The organism is Mycetocola reblochoni REB411 (assembly GCF_900163835.1).
GTDB lineage: Bacteria > Actinomycetota > Actinomycetes > Actinomycetales > Microbacteriaceae > Mycetocola_B > Mycetocola_B reblochoni.
The window spans coordinates 1-21,381 of record NZ_FUKR01000004.1; the positions used below are offsets into that span (position 1 = coordinate 1).

The window sequence follows — 21,381 nt, forward strand, 5'->3', positions numbered from 1 at the left end:
GGCTGGGGCAGCGGGGCGGCGCTGATGACGAGGGGGTCGTCGAGCTCGCCCCACGGGACATCGGTCCGCGTGACCACGGTGCTGATGCGCACGTCGTCGCCGAAGCGGCGCAGCAGGCCGTCGACGATCCCCGTGTACAGGTCGAGATAGCCCGGGGCGATCACGGTGATCGGCAGTCGCGCGTCGGCGCCGAGGCTCCGGTTGAGCTGCGCGCCCAGGTGGAGGGCGATGTAGGCGATCTCGTCGTCGCCGACGGTGATGCCCGTCGCGTCGGCGATCGCGCCGCTCAGCCTGACCGCGACGTCGTAGATCATCGGGTAGCTCGTCTTCATCGTCGCGGCGAGCGGGTTGCGGCCGGGGGAGGCGTCGGCCGAGCGCTCGACGAGGTTGGCGACGTGCGCGGTGAGGCGCCGGAGGAAGCCGGGGTCGGCGAGGTCGAGGCCGTACTCGCGACCGAGTGAGGCGACGATCGCGCCGACCGTGTCGGCGAGCGTGCCGGGGAGGGCATCGGCGGTGTCCGCGTCCCCTGCGGTGCCCTCCGCCGTGACGGCCCTGGTGCTGAGCACCCGGGCGAGGTGGTCGACATCGGCGGGGGGAAGCTCGATGCCGAGTTCGTCCCTGATCAGGGCGCCGACGTCGATCCGTCCGACGAGGGCCGGTGTCGGCTGCGGGTCCGGCGTCACCTGCTGGCCTGGCGCCACCGGCGGCACCGATGACTCCGGAGACGGCGGTGCCACGGGCGGTGTGCGCGTCACCGGAGCGGCGGTGGGGGCCGATCGCGAATCGGCGCCCCCTGCCCGGTCGGCGGCCACGGCGAGATGCAGGAGGAAGTCGTCGAGGCCGTACTCGTTGATCCGGTGCTCGACCGCGTCGACGCCGGCGAGGATCGCGGTCTTCACCTTCGCGAGCGCGGAACGGTCGACGCTGCCGAGGGCGGAGTCGAGCGGCGCCTCGCCCGTGACGCTCTCGGCGCGGAACAGCTCGAGCAAAGCCAGGCGCTGGGCGTGCTCCGGTCCGGCCAGACGCACCCGCGACCCGCTCCGCTCGAGGCGGAGGCCGGTGTTCTCCAGGCGCTGGCGCACCCGTGCCAGGTCGGCCTCCATGGTGGACCCGCTGAGGTGCTCGGTCAGGGCCCTGTCGGCGACGTCGACGCCGGCGGCGTCCCTGAGCAGGTCGCGGAGCAGCCGGGTGGCCCTGTGCTCGGGCGAGACGTCGCCCGTCGGTGCCGCTGTCGGTGCCGCGGCCGTCGACCTCAGCCGGTAGCCCGCGGCCCCCGACTCGATGCCGTGGCCGTCGTCGTCCCGCAGCGACTGGACGTAGCCACGGACGCTCCGGGTGCTGACGCCGAGGGCGTCGGCGATCGAGGCGGCGGGCAGCCAGGTCCCCGCCTCCGTCAGGAGGGTGAGTACCTGCGCGCGACGAGAGCGGGCCATCGCCGTGCCTCCCATCCGCGCCACGGGGTCGCATGATCGTTCGTGGACGCGCGAGGTGCGCCCTGCCCCGCCGTCGATCCCGGGGAGCCCACAGGGAAGTCAACCACGTCGAGCCGGGCGAACGGTGGACGCTCCGAGCCGGCTTCCTGCCCGGCGGAAGCGAAACGGGTGGCCCCCCGGGTCCGCCGGGAGCACACTGGCAGGACCAGAGAACCCTGAGGATGCCATCGATGAAGATCTCCGTGCTGTGCGCTGCCGGCGCCTCGAGCACCTTCGCTGCGCTGCACCTGCGCCGCGAGGCCGCCGCACGGGGACTGGCCGCCACCATCACGGTGAGCACCCTGCCCGCCGTGCTGCTCCGGCCCGACGACAGCGACGTCATCCTGCTCGGAGCGCACCTCAGCGGTGAGCGTGACCGGGTGAGGCTGGCGGCGCCGGACGCTCGGGTCGTGCAACTCGGCACGACCATCACCGACCGCGCGCAGGCGGCCGCGGTTCTCGACAGCATCACCGCAGAGCACGACACAGCACGGGGCGGCACCGCCCCACAGAACGAAGGACACAGACAATGACGACGACGTCAGAGAGCGCGGGGAAGACCCGCGGACTCCGCACCGGAGTGCAGAAGGTCGGCACGTTCCTCTCCGGAATGGTCATGCCGAACATCGCCGCGTTCATCGCGTGGGGACTCATCACCGCCCTGTTCATCCCGGAGGGCTACCTTCCGAACGAGCAGATCAGCTCGATGGTCGCACCGATGCTGTACTTCCTTCTCCCGCTGCTGATCGCCAGCACGGGCGGGCGCATCATCCACGGCGCCCGCGGCTCCGTCGTGGCCACCATCGCGACGACGGGCGTCATCATGTCGTCGATCGGCGACCCGATGTTCGACGGCGGCAGCCCGATGTTCCTCGGTGCGATGGTCATGGCCCCGCTCGCGGCGTGGCTGATGAAGCAGCTCGACCGGCTGTGGGACGGCAAGGTCAAGGCCGGCTTCGAGATGCTGGTCAACAACTTCTCCGCGGGCATCTTCGGGGCCATCATGGCGGTCGTCGGCTTCTTCGCGGTCGGCCCCGTCATCCGCACGATCACCGACTGGCTGGGCGCCGGCGTCAACGCCCTGCTCGACGCCGGCCTGCTGCCGCTGGCGAGCATCATCGTCGAGCCGGCGAAGGTGCTCTTCCTCAACAACGCGATCAATCACGGCGTCCTCACCCCGCTGGCGTCGAGCCAGGCCGCCGAGCAGGGTCGCTCGCTGCTGTACCTGGTCGAGGCCAACCCCGGACCCGGTCTGGGCATGCTCATCGCCTTCACCGTCTTCGGCCTCGGCGCGGCGCGCGCGACGGCGCCGGGCGCGATCGTCATCCAGTTCCTCGGCGGCATCCACGAGATCTACTTCCCGTACGTGCTGGCCAAGCCGGTCCTTCTCCTCGGCCTCATCGCCGGTGGCGCGACGGGTATCGCCACGAACGTGATCTTCGGCTCCGGCCTGTCCGGGGCCGCGTCCCCCGGCTCGATCATCGCCGTCCTGACGATGACCGCCCCCGGAAGCCACCTCGGCGTGATCCTGTCCGTGGTGCTCTCCGCCCTCGTGTCGTTCCTCGTCTGCGGCGCGATCCTGGCCGCCAGCCGCAAGCGCGACCTGGCCTCCGGCAACGCCGGTGACCTCAGCGCCGCCGTCGCCGCCACCTCGGCGAACAAGGGCAAGGAGTCGAGCGTGCTCGGCACGCTGAACACCTCGGCCGCCGCACCGGCCGGCGCACCGGCCGCCGGCGTGGTCGCCGAGCCCGCCGTCGACCGCGCCGAGGCGCACCGCCGGGTCGAGAAGGTCATCTTCGCCTGCGACGCCGGGATGGGCTCCAGCGCGATGGGAGCCTCCGTGCTGCGCAACATGGTCACGAAGGCAGGGATCGAGGGGGTGAGCGTGACCAACGCGGCCATCGCCAACCTCGACGGCACCGCCGACCTGATCGTCACGCAGCGCGAGCTCACCGACAGGGCCAGGCAGAAGGACCCGACGGCCCAGCACGTGTCCGTCGACAACTTCATGAACTCGCCGCGCTACACCGAGATCGTGGAGCAGCTGCGCGCCCAGGGCTGAGCCGGCCCCGCCGTCGCGCGGGCTCCGACCGCCGTCAACCGTCCACACAAGGAGAAGCACATGTCAGGAAACGTCCTCACCCGCGACCGCGTCCGCATCGTCACGGGGCCAAGCGACAGGGACAGCGCGATCCGCGCGGCCGGGGCCCAGCTCGTCGAGGCCGGAGCGGTGACCCCGCCCTACGTCGAGGCGATGCTGCAGCGCGAGGCCACCGTCTCGACGTTCATGGGCAACGGCCTGGCGATCCCGCACGGCACGAACGAGGCGAAGGACGAGGTGCGCAGCTCGGCGCTCTCGGTGACCCGCTACGAGACGCCGATCGACTGGGCCGGCGAGCCGGTCAGCTTCGTCATCGGGATCGCGGGAGCCGACGGCGGGCACCTCGAGCTGCTCAGCGGCATCGCCATCCTGTTCTCGGAGGAGGACAGCGTCCAGGCGCTCCGCGACGCGCCGGACGAGGACGCGCTGTTCGCGCTGTTCGACGGGATCGGCGCCTGATGCTCGCCGTCCACTTCGGTGCGGGCAACATCGGCCGCGGATTCATCGGCCTTCTGCTGGCCGAGGCCGGCTACGAGGTCGTCTTCGCCGACGTCAACGCGGACATGGTCGACACGATCAACCGGCTGGGCGGATACGCCGTCCACGAGGTCGGCCAGGGCGCCCGCGAGCACAGCGTCACGGGGGTGCGTGCGGTCAACTCCGTCACCCAGGGGGAGGAACTCGTCGAGCTCATCGCCCGCGCGGACGTGGTCACGACCGCCGTGGGGCCGAGCATCCTTCCGCGCATCGCGCCGGCGATCGCCGCGGGGATCCTCGCGCGTCCCGCCGACGCGGCACCGGTCTGGGTGATGGCCTGCGAGAACGCGGTCGGTGCCAGCGCCCAGCTGGCCGAGGCCGTCGCCGTCGAGGCGGGCGACAGGGCCGACGAGGTCGCCCGCCGCTCCGTGTTCGCGAACACGGCCGTCGACAGGATCGTGCCGGCCCAGGACCCGGACGGCGCCGACGTCACCGTCGAGGCGTTCCACGAGTGGACGATCGAGCGCGGCGACCGCACGGACGCGCCCGAGATCCCCGGCGCCCACCCGGTGGACGCCCTCGGACCGTACATCGAGCGCAAGCTGTTCACGGTGAACACCGGTCACGCGACCGTCGCGTACCTCGGCTACGCCGCGGGTGTGGAGTCCATCGCCGACGCGATCGCCGTGCCGGAGATCGCCGCGCGCGTCGAGGCGGTGCTCGCCGAGACCAGCGCACTCCTGATCGCCGAGCACGGCTTCGGGGCGGAGGCGCTCGGGGACTATCGGGCCACCGTCCTGCAGCGCTTCGCGAACAGGGCGTTACCGGACACGACCGTGCGTGTGGGCAGGGCGCCGCTGCGCAAGCTCGGTGCGGGGGAGCGCTTCATCGCCCCCGCACGCCGGCTCGCGGACCACGGCATCGAGCCGACCGCGCTGCTGTCGATCGTGCCGGCCGTGCTGGCGTTCGACCCCGCGGGCGACGACGAGGTCGAGCAGCTGCGGCGGATCAGGGCCGAGCTCACTCCGGAGGCAGCGGTGACCCGCGTCACCGGGGTGGCCGAGGGCGAGCCGCTCTACGCGGCCCTCGTCGATGCCTTCCGCCGTGCCGACGAGGCGGACCTCCCCGCCGACTGAGCCGTCCGGCCGGGTCCCGGCCGGAACACACCCGCACTCCCGTCGGCCTTCATCAGGGGGACGTCACCGGAGGGGAGTGCGTTCGCGGGCATCGCCCGCGTGCACTGGGGCGCCTGCGGATCGCGGGCGCCCCAGCCGCGTCCGCGGCGGCGTGCTCGCCGTGCCGCGCACGCACCGTCGACGCTCGACACCGAGCGACCGGGGCGACACGCGAGCTGGCGCGAGCGGGCATTGTGGCATAAGATCATTCTTTGGTGCTTTATGCGCGCTTCCGGCGCGTCGTCTTCGGGCGTCCGGCACCGTTCCCCATCAACCGCACGACCAGTGCGACCGACAACTTGTGACAGTGAGGCAATGGCCAAAAAAGACGGCGTCATCGAAATCGAGGGCCAGGTGACCGAGGCTCTGCCCAACGCGATGTTCCGCGTTGAGCTGACCAACGGACACAAGGTCCTGGCAACCATCTCCGGAAAGATGCGGCAGCACTACATCCGTATTCTGCCCGAGGACCGCGTGATCGTGGAGCTCAGCCCCTACGACCTCACGCGCGGGCGCATCGTCTACCGCTACAAGTAATCGGTCGTCTGTAAGTAACGGCCGCGACCACCACGGTGGCGGTACGAGGACAGCGAAAAGAGAAGAACCATGAAGGTCAACCCCAGCGTCAAGAAGATCTGTGACAAGTGCCAGGTCGTCCGCCGCCACGGCCGCGTTCTCATCATCTGTGAGAACCCGCGCCACAAGCAGCGCCAGGGCTAAGCCGTCGCCGCGTCACGCGGCAACGGACAACGCAACACAACACAACCAGGCAGTTCCATCTGATCCGGCGGGAGACCGTCGGATGGACACCTCGGGTCGGAGGCCCGGGCACCGGAACTGCTCCACACCTCCATTACTCCTAGGAGAGCCACCATGGCACGTCTTGCAGGCGTTGACATTCCGCGCGACAAGCGCGTGGAAGTCGCACTGACGTACATCTACGGTGTTGGACGCACTCGGGCCCTGAAGACCCTTGCGGACACCGGCATCGACGGAAACATCCGCGTGAAGGACCTCAGCGACGAGCAGCTCGTCGCCCTCCGCGACTACATCGAGGGCAACTACAAGGTCGAGGGTGACCTTCGCCGCGAGGTCGCGGCCGACATCCGCCGCAAGGTCGAGATCGGCTCGTACGAGGGCATCCGCCACCGTCGCGGCCTGCCCGTCCGCGGTCAGCGGACCAAGACCAACGCGCGTACCCGCAAGGGCCCCAAGCGCACCGTCGCCGGCAAGAAGAAGGCGCGCTAGCCCTTCGGCAGCCCGCCCGCCGTTCAGGATTCAGGAGAAATAAATGGCTTCACCGAAGTCGGCTGTCCGTAAGCCGCGTAAGAAGGACAAGAAGAACGTCGCCGCCGGCCACGCTCACATCAAGTCCACGTTCAACAACACGATCGTCTCGATCACCGACACGACCGGTGCCGTGATCAGCTGGGCCTCCTCGGGTGGCGTCGGCTTCAAGGGCTCGCGCAAGTCGACCCCGTACGCCGCTCAGCAGGCCGCCGAGGCCGCAGCCAAGGGCGCGCAGGACCACGGCATGAAGAAGGTCGACGTCTTCGTCAAGGGGCCGGGTTCCGGCCGCGAGACCGCGATCCGCTCCCTCCAGGCCGCCGGCCTCGAGGTCGGGTCGATCACCGACGTGACGCCCCAGGCGCACAACGGTGCTCGTCCCCCCAAGCGCCGTCGCGTGTGATTCGTCCCCGGTCGGCCGGGTGCCCGGTTCCTGAGTGAACCGGGCACCCGGCCATCCGGGTTGCAACTCCATACCTCGCCATCGCAAGTGTCATATGGCGGACACTTAGCCGAAAGGAATCAACAGTGCTCATTGCACAGCGTCCCACGCTTACCGAGGAAACACTCTCCGAGAACCGCAGCCGCTTCGTCATCGAGCCGCTGGAGCCGGGCTTCGGGTACACCCTCGGCAACTCGATGCGTCGCACCCTGCTGTCGTCGATCCCGGGCGCGGCCGTGACCAGCGTCCGCTTCGACGGCGTGCTGCACGAGTTCAGCACCATCCCCGGTGTGAAGGAGGATGTCACCGAGATCATCCTCAACATCAAGGGCCTCGTCGTCTCGAGCGAGCACGACGAGCCGATCACCGCGTACCTGCGCAAGACCGGTGCCGGTCAGGTGACCGCAGCCGACATCTCCGCTCCGGCGGGCGTCGAGGTGCACAACCCCGAGCTGGTCATCGCGACGCTCAACGACGCGGCCAAGTTCGAGGTCGAGCTGACCATCGAGCGCGGCCGTGGCTACGTGTCGGCGACCCAGAACCGGAACGAGTTCAGCGAGTCGGGTCAGATCCCCGTCGACTCGATCTACTCGCCCGTGCTCAAGGTCACCTACCGTGTCGAGGCCACCCGTGCCGGTGAGCGTACCGACTTCGACCGCCTCGTGGTCGACGTCGAGACGAAGCCGGCCATCTCGCCGCGCGACGCGATCGCCTCCGCCGGTTCGACCCTCGTCGAGCTCTTCGGTCTCGCCAAGGAGCTCAACAACCAGGCCGAGGGCATCGAGATCGGCCCCGCGCCGGTCGAGGCCCAGCTGCCGGGCGAGCTCTCGATCCCGATCGAGGACCTCGACCTGTCGGTGCGTTCCTACAACTGCCTCAAGCGCGAGGGCATCAACACGGTGTCCGAGCTCGTCGCCCTGAGCGAGACGCAGCTGATGAACATCCGCAACTTCGGCCAGAAGTCGGTGGACGAGGTCCGCGACAAGCTCGTCGAGATGGGACTGTCCCTCAAGGACGCCGTCCCCGGCTTCGACGGCGCGCACTTCTACACCGGAATCGACGAGCAGAACTCCTGAGTTCGGCCCGATCGTTCGACCTTTTCTAATCCTGGAGATACACAACAATGCCTCAGCCCACTAAGGGTCCCCGCCTCGGAGGCGGACCGGCGCACGAGCGTCTGCTTCTGGCCAACCTCTCGGCCGCGCTGTTCACCCACAAGTCGATCAAGACGACCGAGACGAAGGCGAAGCGCCTCCGTCCCGTCGCCGAGCGCCTGATCACCTTCGCTAAGCGCGGCGACCTGCACGCGCGCCGCAAGGTGCTCGGCATCATCGGTGACAAGTCGGTCGTGCACGAGCTCTTCACGGAGATCGCGCCCCAGGTGGCCGACCGTCAGGGCGGCTACACCCGCATCACGAAGATCGGCAACCGCAAGGGCGACAACGCCCCCATGGCTGTCATCGAGCTGGTTCTCGAGCCCGTGACCCCCAAGGTCAAGGCAGCCAAGAAGACGGCCGCTCCGGTCGTCGACGAGGCTCCCGTCGAGGAGACCCCGGCCGAGGAGACCGTCGTCGAGGAGGCTCCCGTCGAGGAGGCCACCGAGGCGGAGGCCCCCGCCGAGGACGCCAAGTAGCCTCGGCAGCACTGCCGCTCGGCGGGCCCGTCACCCTCGTGGTGACGGGCCCGCCGAGCTTGTTGTCAATGGCAGGCGTCGGGTCGTCCGGACGCCCGCCCGGTCGCGCCGCGTGCGGGTACTGTTGACACCATGCCCTCGCAGACCCGCACACTTTCCGAGCGCCTGGGACCCGTTCCCGAGCCCGTCCGTCCCTCCCACCCCGGCATCGCGGAGTGGAGGTCAGCGACCGCCGCCGACGTGGACGCCGTGGTGGGGGCTCTGACCGCGATGGCGGTGACGGACAGCCCCGAGCACCTGCCCAGCGCAGGGCACGTTGCCGAGGAGCTGGCGCTCAGCCACATCGACCTCGCCGTCGACAGCGTCCTCGGCTTCGACGCCGCCGGTGTGCTGGTCGCCTACGGGCTCGTCGCCCTCGACCCCGGCGCCGATACGCGAGCGCAGTCGTACCTCTCCGGTGGCGTCATCCCGGAAGCCCGCGGGCGGGGGATCGGCAGGGAGCTGCTGCGCTGGCAGCTGGAGCGCTCGCGGCAGCAGCTGGCAACCGTGACCGCGGACGTGCCGGGCTGGAGCATGCTGTTCTGCCCCGAGGGCAACGCCTCCGCCCCCGCGCTGTTCGCCCGCGTCGGTGCCCCGCTCACGCGCTACTTCGTCGGCATGCACCGTGACGTCGCAAAGCCGATCGACAGGGTCGAGCCCAGGGCGGCCGAGGACGGGCTCCGTATCGTCCCCTTCGAGCCGGCGCTGGCCGACTCCGCGCGGCGGTCCCGCAACGACTCGTTCCGCGACCACTGGGGATCCCAGCCGACTCTCCCGGAGGAGTGGAGCGTCATGGTCGACGCCCCGGCGTTCCGCTACGACCTCTCGCGTGTGGCGGTCGTCGGCGAGGGCGATGACCGGCGGGTCGTGGGCTTCGGGCTCGTCGAGCTCAACGAGCAGGACTGGGAGGCTCAGGGCTACACGAGCGCGTACATCGACTACATCGGTGTCTCGCGCGAGGCGAGGGGCCGACGCGTCGCCCCGGCGATCATCGGGGAGGTGCTCACCGCCATCCGCGACGCGGGCTACCAGCAGGCCCTGCTCGACGTCGACTCCGCGAGCCCGACCGGCGCCGATGAGCTGTACGGCCGGTGGGGCTTCGTCGCGGGAACGCGCGAGCTGGCTTTCGTCAGGGAGTACTGACGCGTCTCGCCGCGTCCGACGCTGGGTAGCATGAACGGGTGACCGAGCCCGCAGCATCCGACCCCGCTCCGCAGCGTCTCCGCCTCGACCTCGCCTACGACGGCACCGCGTTCTCCGGCTGGGCGGCACAACCGGGCAAGCGCACCGTGCAGGGGGTCCTCGAGGCGGCGGTGTCCCGCCTCTCCGGTGACCGGTTCGCGCCGGTCCGACTCGTCGTCGCGGGTAGGACGGACGCCGGGGTGCACGCGAGCGGGCAGGTCGCGCAGCTCGACCTGCCGGCCGACCACGCGCGCGCCCTGGTCCGCGGGCGCGGGAGACGCGGCTCCGGTGAGCCGGCGGAAGCGCTGCACCGGGCGCTCAACGGCGTGCTGGGCCGGAACAGCGACGTGGTCGTGCGCTCCGTCGTCCCCGCGCCCGAGGGCTTCGACGCCCGATTCTCCGCGCTCTGGCGGCGCTACCGCTACCGCATCGCCGACAGGGGGAGCGCCCGCGATCCGCTGCAGAGGCACAGGACCCACTGGCACGGCCGGGCACTCGACGACGCGGCGCTCGATGGTGCGGCGCGCGCCACGGTCGGCCTGCACGACTTCCTCACCTTCTGCAAGCCGAGGGAGGGGGCGACGACGATCCGCACCCTGCAGGACTTCCGCTGGGAGCGCGACGGGGACGGCGTGCTCGTCGCCGAGCTCCGGGCTGACGCTTTCTGCCACTCGATGGTCCGTTCCCTCGTCGGCGGTGTCGTCGCCGTGGGTGAGGGGGGTCGGACGCTCGACGAGCTGCGCGACGCGCTCGCCGTTCCCGCACGGCGCCAGTTCGCCTCCGCCATGCCCGCGCGAGGGCTCGACCTGGTCGAGGTGGGCTACCCCGACGACGATGAGCTGCGCGCCAGGGCCGAGCTGACCAGGGCCAGGCGCACCCTGTCCGGGCCGGTGCACGCCGACCCCCGCCGGTGACCGTGCATCGGCGCGACGTTTGCCAGGGGTCCGATCATCGCGTAACCTAGATTCTTGGTGTGCCGGCTCCCGTGGCCGGACCCCGTGGTTGAGCCCTCCACCTCACGGCGTTCCATTCGGAACTCCGGCCGGAGCGGGATTCACGAACGTCCAACCTACGATCAAGAAAGCAGCACTACTGTGACGCGCACTTACTCCCCGAAGGCCGCTGATGTCCAGCACGACTGGCTCGTCATCGACGCAGAGGACGTCGTCCTCGGCCGTCTGGCCAGCCACGCGGCGGCCCTGCTCCGCGGCAAGCACAAGCCGACCTTCGCCCCGCACATGGACATGGGTGACTTCGTCATCATCGTCAACGCCGACAAGGTCGCGCTGACCGGCCAGAAGGCCGCGCAGAAGGTCGCCTACCGTCACTCGGGCTACCCGGGCGGCCTCAAGGCTGTCGGCTACGCCGAGCTGCTGGAGAAGAACCCGGTCCGCGCCGTCGAGAAGGCCATCCGCGGCATGCTCCCCAAGAACAGCCTCGGCCGCGCCCAGCTGAAGAAGCTCAAGGTCTACACCGGTGGCGAGCACCCCCACGCCGCGCAGCAGCCGAAGACCTTCACCCTCGACCAGGTCGCCCAGTAAGCACCGGAACACAGACTTTAAGGATTATTGACGTGGCGAACATCGCAGACTCCATCGACCAGGCTCCGGAGAGCTACAGCACCCAGTCGAGCACCGAGGCGGCCGCTGCCGCTCCTCGCGTGGTCAACGTTCCGGGCGCAGCCGTCGGCCGCCGCAAGCAGGCCATCGCCCGCGTGCGGCTCGTCCCCGGCTCCGGCACCTTCTCGGTCAACGGCCGTGAACTGGCCAACTACTTCCCCAACAAGCTGCACCAGCAGCTGATCACCGACCCCTTCACGCTCCTCGAGCTGAACGGCAGCTACGACGTGATCGCCCGCATCTCCGGCGGTGGCCCCTCGGGTCAGGCCGGCGCGCTGCGCCTGGCGATCGCTCGTGCGCTCAACGAGATCGACCGCGAGAACAACCGTCCCGCCCTCAAGAAGGCCGGCTTCCTCACCCGTGACGCGCGCGTCATCGAGCGCAAGAAGGCCGGTCTCAAGAAGGCCCGCAAGGCGTCGCAGTTCTCGAAGCGCTGATCCGGGGTATCACCCCATGGGTCGTCTGTTTGGTACCGACGGTGTTCGCGGCCTCGCGAACGGCGTCCTGACGGCGGACCTCGCCCTCGGCCTCGCCCAAGCCACCGCAGTGGTGCTTGGGCGGGGCCGTCGTGCTGAGGAGCGCCGTGCGCGCGGGGTGCGCCCCGTCGCCGTCCTCGCACGGGACCCCCGTGTCTCGGGCGAGTTCCTCGGGGCCGCGGTCGCCGCGGGCCTGGCCTCGAGCGGCGTCGACGTGCTCGACGCCGGTGTCATCCCCACGCCGGCCGCGGCGTTCCTCGTCGCGGACATCAAGGCCGACTTCGGCGTGATGATCTCCGCGTCGCACAACCCGGCCGCCGACAACGGCATCAAGATCTTCGCCTTCGGCGGGCGCAAGCTGCCCGACGAGGTCGAGGAGCGCATCGAGGCGTTCCTCGGTGCCGAGCACCTCCTGCCGACAGGGGCTGACGTCGGACGCATCCGCCGCTTCTCCGACGCGGAGGACCGCTACGTCCTCCACCTGCTGTCCACGCTCCCGCACAGGGATCTCTCGGGGCTGCACGTCGTCCTCGACTGCGCCAACGGCGCCGCCTCCGGGCTCGCGCCGGACGCCTTCAAGGACGCGGGCGCCGAGGTCACGGTCATCGGCAACGAGCCGGACGGTCTCAACATCAACGAGGGCGTCGGGTCGACGCACCTGGAGCCGCTGCAGCGCGCCGTCGTCGACCTCGGGGCGGACATCGGGATCGCCCACGACGGCGACGCGGACCGCTGCCTCGCCGTCGACGCCAGCGGCGCCGTCGTGGACGGCGACCAGATCATGGCGATCCTCGCCGTCGCGATGAAGGAGCGGGGCCAGCTGGCGAAGGACACGCTCGTCGCCACGGTGATGAGCAACCTGGGCCTCGGCCTGGCGATGGCCGAGCACGGCATCACGCTGGTGCAGACGGGCGTCGGCGACCGCTACGTGCTCGAGGGCATGGCCGCGGGCGGCTTCTCGCTCGGAGGGGAGCAGTCGGGTCACGTCATCATGAGCGACTTCGCGACGACGGGCGACGGCCCGCTGACGGGACTGCACCTGGTGGCGGAGATGGCGCGGACGGGCAAGACCCTGGCCGAGCTGGCCTCGGTGATGACGGTCTACCCGCAGCGCCTGATCAACGTCAGGGGTGTGGAGCGCGAGCTGCTCGACGCCGACGAGGTGATCGCGGCGACCGTGGCGACGGTCGAGGCGGAGCTCGGCGACTCCGGTCGGGTGCTGCTGCGTCCGAGCGGCACCGAGCCTCTGGTGCGCGTCATGGTCGAGGCGGAGACGGAGGAGACGGCGACACTGCACGCCGAGGCCCTCGCCGCCGTGGTGAAGGAGCGGCTCTCCGTCGGCTGAGGCCGACGCGCAGCAGGACACGGCCCGGGCGGCCTCGGGGGAGACATCCCTCGCGGCCGTCCGGCGTTCGTGGCGCCATCCACGGCGGTGGCGTGTCGCCGCCGGCGCTAGGCGGCGACACGGCCGTCCTCGAGCCGCACCACCCGCTCGGCCGAGGTGATCACGGCGGCGTCGTGGGTCGTCTGTACGACGGTCACCCCCGCACCGGACAGGGCGGTGACGGTGGTGGCGATGAGGCCGCGCGAGTGCTCGTCCATGGACGATGTGGGCTCGTCCAGCAGGAGCAGCTCCGGCTCCTGGCAGAGAGCGCGCGCGACGAGGGCGCGCTGACGCTGCCCTCCGGAGAGCGCATCGACGTCCCTGTCGGCGAGCGGCGCTATCTCAAGGGCCGTCATCGCCCGGGCGACGGCGTCGATGTCGTCGCCGCGCAGGCGACGCCACGGGCCGGTGTGCGCCCAGCGCCCCATCGACACGAGTCCGCGCACGGTGAGCGGCAGGCCAGCGGGGACCTGGCTGTGCTGGGGAACGAGGGCGACGGCCCGGCCGCGAGCACGGCGGGAAGGCGGCCGAGGTCGCCGGACTCGGGCCGCATCCCTCCCGAGAGGACGTCGAGTAGCGTGGACTTGCCCGCTCCGTTGCCACCGACGATGACGGTGCTGCTCCCGCCGGCCAGGGCGAGGTCGACGGAGTGGATCCCTCGGCCTCCACGGTGGGTGGCGGTCACGTCGCGGAGCACGATCGGGTCGGACGGGGGGAGGGGGGCGATGTGGAACATGTCCTCGATTTTATAGTGAGAATCATTATCATGTAGTGTGAACGCGTGCTCGACGACCTCCTCGCCCCGCTTCAGCTCGCCTTCATGCAGCGCGCGCTGATCGGGGGGATCCTCGCCGCCGCCATCTGCGCCGTCGCCGGAACCTGGGTGATCGTGCGCGGACTGGCATTCCTCGGCGAGGCGCTCTCGCACGGCATGCTGCCGGGCGTGGCGATCGCCGGCCTGCTGGGCTGGCCGCCGATGGTCGGCGCGGCCGCCAGCGCCGCCGTGATGGGGGCGGGCGTGAGCGCGCTCTCGCGGCGCGGACGGCTGTCCGGCGACACGGCGATCGGCCTGCTGTTCGCCGGCATGCTCGCCCTCGGCGTCATCATCGTGTCCCACTCGCAGAGCTTCGCCACCGACCTCACCGCGATCCTCTTCGGCGACGTCCTCGCCATCCGCATGGCCGACCTCGTGGCACTCGCCGGCGGCGTGATCGTCACCGTCGCGCTCGCGGCGATCGGCCACAGGGCGTTCCTCGCGCTCAGCGTCGACGACCGGATCGCCGGGACCCTCGGCCTCGCGCCGCGCTGGGCGGAGGCGGGGCTCATCGCCCTCGTCGCGGTGGCGGTCGTCTCCGCGGCGCAGGCCGTGGGCACGCTCCTGGTCGTCGCACTGCTGCTCGGTCCGGCGGCCGCCGCCCGCCGCCGTGCACGCAGTGTGACCGCCACCATGGCCGGCGCGGCCGTCATCGGGACGGCGTCCGTCGTCGTCGGCCTGCTCGTGTCCTGGCAAGCGGGCACGGCGGCGGGAGCCTCGATCGCGATCGTCGCCGTCGGCGCGTACCCGATCGCCCTCATCCTCACCCCTCGGCGCTCGCGCGCCGCCGCCGTCGGGCCGGTCGCCCGACTCCCCATCCCGGAAGGAACCACGTGACGCGATCGCGCACACTTCCCCTCGTCCTCGGCCTGTTGACCGTCCCCCTCCTCGCCGGGTGCTCCACGACCACCGGCGGCGAGCCGTCCGGCTCGGCATCGTCCACCGCATCCGACGCCCCCGGGCACGGCTACGTCGCTGGGGCCGAGGAGCTCAGCGAACCGCAGACGGGGCTCGTCACCGTCGGCGACGGCGGGGTCGCCCTCACCGACCTGGCCACCGAGGCGGTCGAGGACGTCACCGACGGCGCAGGGATCGCGTCGATCGGCTCCGACGGGCGGTTCGTCGTGCTCGGTCGCGACGGCGGCACGGAGATCGTCGACAGCGGCGTCTGGACGGTGGACCACGGAGACCACCAGCACTACTACCGCGCCCCGGCGCGATCCGTCGGCACGCTCGAGCAGGAGGTGAGCTCGATCGCCTCCAGTGAGAGCGTCGTCGTCCTGCGCTCCGCGGGAACCGGTCAGGTGACGCTGCTCGACCGGGAGGCACTCGGCCGGGGCGAGATCGTGGAGACCGGGTCCATCCCCGGCACACCGGGGGAGGGGGCGGCCTACCCGCTCGACGGCGAGGTCGTCGTCGTCGAGCCGGTCGAGGACGACTCCGCCGACGCGCACCTGCTCCGCTACGGCGGCGACGGCACCGCCGTGGCCGAGGCCGTCACCTGCGACGCGCTCGGCGTCACCGCGCAGACCAGGGCGGGGATCGTCGTCGACTGCGCCGACGACGCGATCCGCGTGGGCGAGGGGGACGACGGGATCACGACCGAGCGTGTGGAGCGCCCCGAGGGCCCGCGCGCCTCGGCTGCGCTGGCGGGGAGGGCGCTGCGCCCGGTGCTGACGGCACCGGCGGGCGACGCCGGCTACTGGCAGGTCAACACCCGCACCGGTGAGTGGGAGCTCACCCGCACGGACACGGCGCTCGGCACGGTGGTCGGAGCGGACGACGACGCCGGGCACGTCCTCGCCGTCGACACGGCGGGCGCGCTCCACGTCTACACGGACGGCGAGCTGACCGCCACGGTCGAGGCCACCGCGGCCGAGGGGGCGCTCCCCGGCGCGCCCGGCCTCGTCGTGGACCGGTCCAGGGCCTATCTGCTCACCGGCGACGGTGTGGCAGAGATCGACTACGCCGACGACGCGCGGGTGTCCCGCGAGTTCGCCGTCGCCGGCGCCACGGCACTCGTCCAGGTGGGTGCCTGATGGGCGCCGTCGCGGCCCGCCGCACCACGACGACCCGGGCGACACGACGCGCACGGCGCCGTGGGGGCCCCCTGGCCGCCGGACTGGCGCTGCTGCTCCCCATCGGCCTCGCCGGCTGCTCGGCGGCGGGCACGGGCACGGCCGACGACGGCCCGGTCGTCGTGGTCAGCACCAACATCCTCGGCGACGTCGTCGAGGAGATCGTCGGGAGCCAGGCCGAGGTGGTCACCCTCATGAAGCCGGACGCCGACCCGCACTCCTTCGAGATCTCCGCGCAGGAGGCCGAGATGCTCGGCAACGCCGAGCTCGTCGTCAGCAACGGCCTCGGCCTCGAGGAGGGTCTCCAGCAGCACCTCGACCAGGCGGGGGCGGCCGGTGTGCCGGTCCTCGCCGCGGGCGACCACGTCGAGACCCTCGTGTACGGCGTCGAGGCCGGCGACAGCGAGGGCCAGCCCGACCCGCACTTCTGGACCGATCCGGCGCGCATGGACGACGCCGTCGTCGCGATCGCTGACGCCCTCGCAGCCGTGCCTGGCGTCGACGCCGCACGGCTCGAGGAGGACACCGCGGCCTACCGCGCTCAGCTCGCCGACCTCGACGAGGAGATGACCGCCGCCTTCGGCCGGATCGACGAGGACCGCAAGGCGCTCGTGACGAACCACCACGTGTTCGCCTACCTCGCCGAGCGCTACGGGTTCCGCGTGCTCGGTGCCGTCCTGCCGAGCGGGACCACGCTCGCCGCGCCGAGCGCCTCGGACCTCGCCGGGCTGGCGGCGACCATCAGGGAGGCCGGCGTCCCGACCATCTTCGCCGACTCCTCGCAGCCGGACCGCCTCGTCCAGGTGCTCGCCGAGGAGGCGGGGATCGACGTCCAGGTCGTCAGCCTGTTCACCGAGTCGCTCAGCGAGACCCAGCCGGGCGCGGCCAGCTACCTCGAGATGATGCACACGAACACCGAGCGGATCTCTGCGGGCCTCGGCGCGGACTGACCACTCCCACGCCCGCACCCGCACCCGCACCCGCACGACCACCCGTCCACACGGACCGTCCCACGACCCCACGCCCGCACCACAGGGCAGACCCGGGCGGCACAGCCGCCAGCACCGAGAAGAGAAAGAGAACGATGACATCACGCACCACCCGCACCCTCCTGGCCTCCACGGCCCTCGGGGCGCTCCTGCTCAGCGGCTGCAGCTCCGCCGCCCAGCCGGACGCGGCCTCGACCGACGCCGCCGCCGAGCCGGGCGGCCGCATCGCGCTGACCTACGACGGCGGCATCTACGTGCTCGACGCGACCAGCCTCGAGCAGCTCGCCGACCTGCCGCTCGAGGGGTTCAACCGGCTGAACCCTGCCGGGGACGGCCGTCACGCGATGATCACCACCACCGAGGGCTTCCGCGCCCTCGACACGGGATCGTGGACGGACGACTCCGGTTCGGCCCAGAGCGGCGAGCCCGCGATCACCGACATCCTCTTCCCCGCCGAGGCGGCCGGTCACGTGGTGCGCCACGGCGGCCGCACCGTGCTGTTCGCCGACGGCACGGGAGACATCACGCTGTTCGACTCGGAGGCCCTCCGCGACGTGGACAGCGCCGACGACGTCGACGCGACGATCGTGACCTCCGAGCACGCCCACCACGGTGTCGCGATCGAGCTCACCAACGGCACCCTGCTGTCCACGCTCGGCACGAGCGAGGAGCGCAGCGGCGTGCGCCTGCTCGACTCCGACCACGAGACCGAGCTGTCGCGCAGCGAGGACTGCCCCTCCGTGCACGGTGAGGGGACCGTGAAGGGCGAGATCGCGGTGTTCGGCTGCGAGAACGGGGCGCTCGTCGTCGAGGACGGCGCGTTCACCAAGCTCGACAGCCCGACCGACTACGGTCGCATCGGCAACCTGTACGTGTCGGAGGAGTCGCCCATCGCCTTCGGCGACTACAACTCCGACCCCGACTCGGAGGGCTACCTGCTCACCGAGCTCGCCCGCATCGACACCGAGGCCGGGACGCTCGAGCGCATCGAGCTGCCCGAGGGCGTCAGCTACACCTGGCGCGGTGCAGCGCGCAGCGCCGACGGCGACCTGCTTCTGCTCGGCTCCGACGGCGCCCTGCACGTGGTCGACGAGGCGACCGGAGAGGTGACCGCCAGCCATGAGCTCTTCGGCGCATGGGAGAGCCCCAGCGAGTGGCAGGAGTCGCACCCCGGCCTGACCGTGCTCGACGGCGTCGCCTACGCGACCGACACGGCGACGAACACCGTCTACGCGGTCGACCCCTCCAGCGGTGAGGTCCTCGCGACCGCCGAGCTCGAGGGCACCCCGAACGAGCTGGTCGGCATCACCGGCTGAGCTCGAACAGAGACCCCGGACGGCCTGTGACATGGGGAGGCCCGTCCGGACACGCCGCGGCCGGGACCCGAGAGGGTCCCGGCCGCGGTGCTGCGCGTCGGCGCGTCGGCAGGTCAGGAGGAGGTCAGCGAGTCGACCCACTCCCTGTTGTCGGCGATCCACTCCGCGATGCGCCCGTCGTACTCCGCGGTCTCGTTGCCGACGATGAGGTGCTCCTCGAGTGAGGCGAGCGTGTCCATGTCGATGGTGAAGTCGCTCAGCCAGCCCGCAGCGACGGGGGCGTCGTCGGCGAAGCCCTCGCGCGAGAAGCTCGTCATGTCCTCGTCGCCGCCCATCGCGCCGAGCGGGTCCTCGAGGTTCTTCAGCTCGTAGCTGCTGTACGCCCAGTGCGGCTGCCAGAGCGTGACGACGATGTTGCGCCCCTCGGCCATCGCCCCGTCGAGCTCGGCGAGCATCGACGGCGACGACGAGACGAGGAACTCCATGTCCTCCAGGCCGTACTGGGGGATCGCCTTCTCCGTCGTCATCGCCGTCAGCCCGGCGCCGGGGTCGGTCCCGACCAGGCGGTTGTCGAACAGCTCGGCGTTGTCGGCGAGCTCCTCGAGCGAGTCGATCGGGGCGTCGGCGTTGACCGCGATGACGTTGCGGCCCTCGCGGTTCCAGACGCCGAGCTCGGTGATGTCGTCGCCGTACTCGTCGATGTAGGCCGCATGGGTGTTCGGCAGCCAGGAGTCCATGAAGACGTCGAAGTCGCCGCCGGCGAGGCCGGTGAACGCGGGCGCGATGTCGACGTACTCGAGGTCGACGTCGTAGCCCTTCTCCTCCAGGACCGCCTCCCAGAGCACGCTGACGGCGATGCCCTCGTCCCAGCCGTGGACGACGGCGATGGAGATGTCGGAGGCATCGCCGTTCTCCGTGGTGGACGTGGCCTGACCGCTGCACGCGGTCAGGGCGAGGGTTCCGGCGGCGATCGTCGCGATCGTCGCGGCAGGTCGGATTCTCATGGTGGTGGGTGATCCGTTTCTGGCCGCGCAGCGGCGGCCGTCGGGCGGCACCGCCGGTGTCGTTCAGGCGGTACCGCGGGGGTACTCAGTCCTGGACGGGTGAGGGACGTCAGGGCCGGGGCCTCGAACCGTTGAGGGATTGCCGGCTGCGATGCGGATGCGCTCGCGACGTGGTCACCGTACGCCTGTCCGTCGCGTCGACGGTCACTCGCGTCCGTGTCCGGCCTGGGATGGCCGGGACCAACGCTAGCAAGCCGGTCCTCGGCGGCTCCCCGCCCGAGGGGCGGGAGCCCCCTGCGGATCCCAGTGCCTGCGCGGGCGTCGCGGGGGCGTCGTCCACCACGGCCGCCCGGGCGCGTCGCGGTGTACCGTCTGCTCATGGACCACCACCCCGCGCAGCCTCGTCAGACCGCCCCCGCGCCCGCCGAGGCCGGGGGGAGAGGAGCCGTTTCCTCGCGGTCCGCCGCGGTCGCCGTGGCCGTGATCGGCGCGGTCGTGACGATCGGCTACGCCGCCCTCGGCCTCGCTCAGATCCTCGTGCTCAATCCGCTCGCGGCCGTTCCGGGGATGGAGCTGGATCAGATCAGAGCCGTCATGGCCACCAGAGGGGAGCGGATCGACGCCTGGCCGCCGGTCACGTTCGCGGTGGTCGGGGCCGGACTGGCGGTGGTCATCGTGGTGGCCACCCTGGCCGGACGGCCGAGGCCGACCACGGTGCTGCTGTTCGTCAGCCTCGGACTCGTCGGCGGCGCGCCCGCCTACTGGATCGCGTCCTTCGGCGCGGGCATGAGCCTCGCGGACGCCTTCGCGATCGGTGGAGGCGACGTGTCGCCGTGGGCGGTGCCGCTCTACGCCGTCAGCGCCGTCGCGCTCGTGACGGCGCTCGTCCTTCCCGTCGCTCGTGCCGCGCGCGGGAGGGCTCAGATCTTGCGGACGAGCACCGATCGCACCGTGTGATCGCTCGCCTTGCGCAGCACCAGGTCGGCGCGCGCCCTCGTCGGCAGCACGTTGGTGAGCAGGTTGGGCTCGTTGATCGTCGACCAGAATGAGCGGGCCCTGTCGCGTGCCTGCTCCTCGCTGAGGTCGGCGTAGACGCGGAAGTACGAGTTCGGGTTGGTGAAGGCGCCGCGCTGCAGGGCGATGAAGCGCTCCTCGTACCAGGTGGCGATGTCCGAGGTCCTGGCGTCGACGTAGATGCTGAAGTCGAACAGGTCGCTGAGCGCGAGGCGCCCGTCGCCGGTCGGCGGCTGCAGCACGTTGAGGCCCTCGACGATGAGCACGTCCGGGCGGCGTACGACGACGCTCGCGTCGGGCACGATGTCGTAGCTCAGGTGCGAGTAGAACGGGGCGCGCACCTCGGTTGCCCCGGACTTGACCTCCGACACGAAGCGCAGCAGCGCCCGCCGGTCATAGGATTCGGGGAAGCCCTTCTTCCCCATCAGGCCTCGCCGCTCCAGCTCGGCGTTCGGGTAGAGGAAGCCGTCGGTCGTGACCAGCTCGACGTGCGGAGTGCCCTGCCAGCGGGACAGCAGCTCCCGCAGCAGTCGCGCCACCGTCGACTTGCCGACCGCGACGGAGCCGGCCACGCCGATGACGAACGGCGTGCGCTCGCGGGAACTGCGCAGGAACCGCTCGGTGGCGGTGTTGAGGTGGACGGCGTTCTCGGCGTAGAGGCTGATGAACTTGGACAGCGGCAGGTAGACCTCCGCGACCTCCCGCATGTCCATGCGGTCGCCGAGACCGCGCAGCTGGACGATCTCCGTCTCGCGGAGCGGCTGCTCCAGCTCGGGCGCCAGCCCGGCCCAGTGGTCCCTGTCCACGTCGATGAACGGAGAGCGGTGGGAGCTCTGCGGCGCGCTCGCATCTGACATAGGCGTTCATCCTATTGCAGGT

23 protein-coding genes and 1 pseudogene are annotated in these 21,381 nt (G+C 71.2%); 20 read left to right on the plus strand and 4 right to left on the minus strand.

Going from position 1 to position 21,381, the window contains the following annotated elements; translation table 11 throughout:
- Nucleotides 1-1,433: BglG family transcription antiterminator (locus tag FM119_RS00410; RefSeq protein WP_179205140.1), on the minus strand; the 1,433-nt coding region annotated here is incomplete at its 3' end.
- 230 nt (nt 1,434-1,663) lie between these two features.
- Here FM119_RS00410 and FM119_RS13775 point away from each other — a divergent pair.
- The 15 genes from FM119_RS13775 to glmM all read left to right on the plus strand — a co-directional run bounded on the left by FM119_RS13775 (nt 1,664) and on the right by glmM (nt 13,248).
- Complete coding sequence (locus FM119_RS13775; protein ID WP_087135721.1) at nt 1,664-2,005, plus strand: PTS sugar transporter subunit IIB; 342 nt, start codon at nt 1,664-1,666, stop codon at nt 2,003-2,005.
- Entirely contained in the window at nt 2,002-3,534 is a 1,533-nt protein-coding gene (locus tag FM119_RS00420; RefSeq protein WP_087135722.1) for a PTS mannitol transporter subunit IIBC, read from the plus strand. Before FM119_RS13775 ends, FM119_RS00420 begins: the two co-directional genes overlap by 4 nt.
- A 60-nt stretch (nt 3,535-3,594) precedes the next feature.
- The gene (locus tag FM119_RS00425) at nt 3,595-4,032 is read left to right on the plus strand and encodes a PTS mannitol transporter subunit IIA (RefSeq protein WP_087135723.1); all 438 of its coding nucleotides are present in this window, start codon (nt 3,595-3,597) and stop codon (nt 4,030-4,032) included.
- Complete coding sequence (locus FM119_RS00430; protein ID WP_087135724.1) at nt 4,032-5,186, plus strand: mannitol-1-phosphate 5-dehydrogenase; 1,155 nt, start codon at nt 4,032-4,034, stop codon at nt 5,184-5,186. Before FM119_RS00425 ends, FM119_RS00430 begins: the two co-directional genes overlap by 1 nt.
- 354 nt (nt 5,187-5,540) lie before the next feature.
- Complete coding sequence (infA, locus tag FM119_RS00435; protein WP_087135725.1) at nt 5,541-5,762, plus strand: translation initiation factor IF-1; 222 nt, start codon at nt 5,541-5,543, stop codon at nt 5,760-5,762.
- Nucleotides 5,763-5,831: 69 nt separating this feature from the next.
- Complete coding sequence (gene rpmJ, locus FM119_RS00440; RefSeq protein ID WP_087135726.1) at nt 5,832-5,945, plus strand: 50S ribosomal protein L36; 114 nt, start codon at nt 5,832-5,834, stop codon at nt 5,943-5,945.
- Nucleotides 5,946-6,098: 153 nt separating this feature from the next.
- Nucleotides 6,099-6,473, plus strand: coding sequence for a 30S ribosomal protein S13 (rpsM, locus tag FM119_RS00445; protein WP_087135727.1), 375 nt, complete (start codon nt 6,099-6,101; stop codon nt 6,471-6,473).
- 43 nt (nt 6,474-6,516) lie between these two features.
- Complete coding sequence (rpsK, locus tag FM119_RS00450; RefSeq protein ID WP_087135728.1) at nt 6,517-6,915, plus strand: 30S ribosomal protein S11; 399 nt, start codon at nt 6,517-6,519, stop codon at nt 6,913-6,915.
- A gap of 125 nt (nt 6,916-7,040) precedes the next feature.
- Nucleotides 7,041-8,030 (plus strand): DNA-directed RNA polymerase subunit alpha, encoded by a 990-nt coding sequence (locus tag FM119_RS00455; RefSeq protein ID WP_087135729.1) that lies wholly within the window; start codon nt 7,041-7,043, stop codon nt 8,028-8,030.
- Nucleotides 8,031-8,077: 47 nt separating this feature from the next.
- Nucleotides 8,078-8,587 carry a 50S ribosomal protein L17 gene (gene rplQ / locus FM119_RS00460; RefSeq protein ID WP_087135730.1) on the plus strand — a complete coding sequence of 170 codons (510 nt, stop codon included), beginning with the start codon at nt 8,078-8,080 and terminating at the stop codon, nt 8,585-8,587.
- Between the two features lie 132 nt (nt 8,588-8,719).
- Entirely contained in the window at nt 8,720-9,769 is a 1,050-nt protein-coding gene (locus FM119_RS00465; protein WP_087135731.1) for a GNAT family N-acetyltransferase, read from the plus strand.
- A gap of 38 nt (nt 9,770-9,807) precedes the next feature.
- The gene (gene truA / locus FM119_RS00470) at nt 9,808-10,722 is read left to right on the plus strand and encodes a tRNA pseudouridine(38-40) synthase TruA (protein ID WP_087135732.1); all 915 of its coding nucleotides are present in this window, start codon (nt 9,808-9,810) and stop codon (nt 10,720-10,722) included.
- 180 nt (nt 10,723-10,902) lie between these two features.
- On the plus strand, nt 10,903-11,349 hold the full coding sequence (gene rplM / locus FM119_RS00475; RefSeq protein ID WP_087135733.1) for a 50S ribosomal protein L13: 447 nt from the start codon (nt 10,903-10,905) through the stop codon (nt 11,347-11,349).
- Between the two features lie 32 nt (nt 11,350-11,381).
- Nucleotides 11,382-11,864: a 30S ribosomal protein S9 gene (gene rpsI / locus FM119_RS00480; protein ID WP_087135734.1), complete on the plus strand. Its 483-nt coding sequence runs from the start codon at nt 11,382-11,384 to the stop codon at nt 11,862-11,864.
- 16 nt (nt 11,865-11,880) lie between these two features.
- On the plus strand, nt 11,881-13,248 hold the full coding sequence (gene glmM / locus FM119_RS00485) for a phosphoglucosamine mutase (protein ID WP_087135735.1): 1,368 nt from the start codon (nt 11,881-11,883) through the stop codon (nt 13,246-13,248).
- A 107-nt stretch (nt 13,249-13,355) separates the two neighbouring features.
- Here glmM and FM119_RS00490 read toward each other — a convergent pair.
- Nucleotides 13,356-14,023: pseudogene (locus FM119_RS00490) on the minus strand (metal ABC transporter ATP-binding protein).
- A 45-nt stretch (nt 14,024-14,068) separates the two neighbouring features.
- Here FM119_RS00490 and aztB point away from each other — a divergent pair.
- The 4 genes from aztB to FM119_RS00515 all read left to right on the plus strand — a co-directional run bounded on the left by aztB (nt 14,069) and on the right by FM119_RS00515 (nt 18,484).
- Nucleotides 14,069-14,938, plus strand: coding sequence for a zinc ABC transporter permease AztB (aztB, locus tag FM119_RS00500; protein ID WP_245827147.1), 870 nt, complete (start codon nt 14,069-14,071; stop codon nt 14,936-14,938).
- Nucleotides 14,935-16,140, plus strand: coding sequence for a hypothetical protein (locus FM119_RS00505; RefSeq protein ID WP_087135738.1), 1,206 nt, complete (start codon nt 14,935-14,937; stop codon nt 16,138-16,140). The genes aztB and FM119_RS00505 overlap by 4 nt, the downstream gene beginning before the upstream one ends.
- Entirely contained in the window at nt 16,140-17,129 is a 990-nt protein-coding gene (aztC, locus tag FM119_RS00510; protein WP_087135739.1) for a zinc ABC transporter substrate-binding protein AztC, read from the plus strand. The genes FM119_RS00505 and aztC overlap by 1 nt, the downstream gene beginning before the upstream one ends.
- A gap of 134 nt (nt 17,130-17,263) precedes the next feature.
- Nucleotides 17,264-18,484 (plus strand): hypothetical protein, encoded by a 1,221-nt coding sequence (locus FM119_RS00515; RefSeq protein WP_087135740.1) that lies wholly within the window; start codon nt 17,264-17,266, stop codon nt 18,482-18,484.
- A gap of 113 nt (nt 18,485-18,597) precedes the next feature.
- Here FM119_RS00515 and FM119_RS00520 read toward each other — a convergent pair whose 3' ends face one another.
- On the minus strand, nt 18,598-19,488 hold the full coding sequence (locus FM119_RS00520) for a glycine betaine ABC transporter substrate-binding protein (RefSeq protein WP_087135741.1): 891 nt from the start codon (nt 19,486-19,488) through the stop codon (nt 18,598-18,600).
- A 378-nt stretch (nt 19,489-19,866) separates the two neighbouring features.
- Here FM119_RS00520 and FM119_RS00525 point away from each other — a divergent pair, with 378 nt between their 5' ends.
- Nucleotides 19,867-20,445 (plus strand): hypothetical protein, encoded by a 579-nt coding sequence (locus FM119_RS00525; protein WP_245827148.1) that lies wholly within the window; start codon nt 19,867-19,869, stop codon nt 20,443-20,445.
- Here the strand turns inward: FM119_RS00525 and coaA are convergent.
- A complete protein-coding gene (gene coaA / locus FM119_RS00530) occupies nt 20,409-21,359 on the minus strand; it encodes a type I pantothenate kinase (RefSeq protein ID WP_087135742.1) in 951 nt (316 codons plus the stop codon). The two genes, FM119_RS00525 and coaA, sit on opposite strands and share 37 nt — an antisense overlap.
- Between the last annotated feature and the right edge of the window lie 22 nt (nt 21,360-21,381).

What these genes read in the sequence shown, in the direction of transcription:
- rplQ (WP_087135730.1), top strand. Translation starts at nt 8,078, where the DNA reads ATGCCTCAGCCCACTAAGGGTCCCCGCCTCGGAGGCGGACCGGCGCAC.
- FM119_RS00525 (WP_245827148.1), top strand. Translation starts at nt 19,867, where the DNA reads ATGGACCACCACCCCGCGCAGCCTCGTCAGACCGCCCCCGCGCCCGCC.
- glmM (WP_087135735.1), top strand. Translation starts at nt 11,881, where the DNA reads ATGGGTCGTCTGTTTGGTACCGACGGTGTTCGCGGCCTCGCGAACGGC.
- FM119_RS00515 (WP_087135740.1), top strand. Translation starts at nt 17,264, where the DNA reads ATGACATCACGCACCACCCGCACCCTCCTGGCCTCCACGGCCCTCGGG.
- rpmJ (WP_087135726.1), top strand. Translation starts at nt 5,832, where the DNA reads ATGAAGGTCAACCCCAGCGTCAAGAAGATCTGTGACAAGTGCCAGGTC.
- FM119_RS00520 (WP_087135741.1), bottom strand. Translation starts at nt 19,488, where the DNA reads ATGAGAATCCGACCTGCCGCGACGATCGCGACGATCGCCGCCGGAACC.
- rpsM (WP_087135727.1), top strand. Translation starts at nt 6,099, where the DNA reads ATGGCACGTCTTGCAGGCGTTGACATTCCGCGCGACAAGCGCGTGGAA.
- FM119_RS00465 (WP_087135731.1), top strand. Translation starts at nt 8,720, where the DNA reads ATGCCCTCGCAGACCCGCACACTTTCCGAGCGCCTGGGACCCGTTCCC.
- FM119_RS00430 (WP_087135724.1), top strand. Translation starts at nt 4,032, where the DNA reads ATGCTCGCCGTCCACTTCGGTGCGGGCAACATCGGCCGCGGATTCATC.
- infA (WP_087135725.1), top strand. Translation starts at nt 5,541, where the DNA reads ATGGCCAAAAAAGACGGCGTCATCGAAATCGAGGGCCAGGTGACCGAG.
- FM119_RS00420 (WP_087135722.1), top strand. Translation starts at nt 2,002, where the DNA reads ATGACGACGACGTCAGAGAGCGCGGGGAAGACCCGCGGACTCCGCACC.
- FM119_RS00425 (WP_087135723.1), top strand. Translation starts at nt 3,595, where the DNA reads ATGTCAGGAAACGTCCTCACCCGCGACCGCGTCCGCATCGTCACGGGG.
- coaA (WP_087135742.1), bottom strand. Translation starts at nt 21,359, where the DNA reads ATGTCAGATGCGAGCGCGCCGCAGAGCTCCCACCGCTCTCCGTTCATC.
- aztC (WP_087135739.1), top strand. Translation starts at nt 16,140, where the DNA reads ATGGGCGCCGTCGCGGCCCGCCGCACCACGACGACCCGGGCGACACGA.
- rpsK (WP_087135728.1), top strand. Translation starts at nt 6,517, where the DNA reads ATGGCTTCACCGAAGTCGGCTGTCCGTAAGCCGCGTAAGAAGGACAAG.
- FM119_RS13775 (WP_087135721.1), top strand. Translation starts at nt 1,664, where the DNA reads ATGAAGATCTCCGTGCTGTGCGCTGCCGGCGCCTCGAGCACCTTCGCT.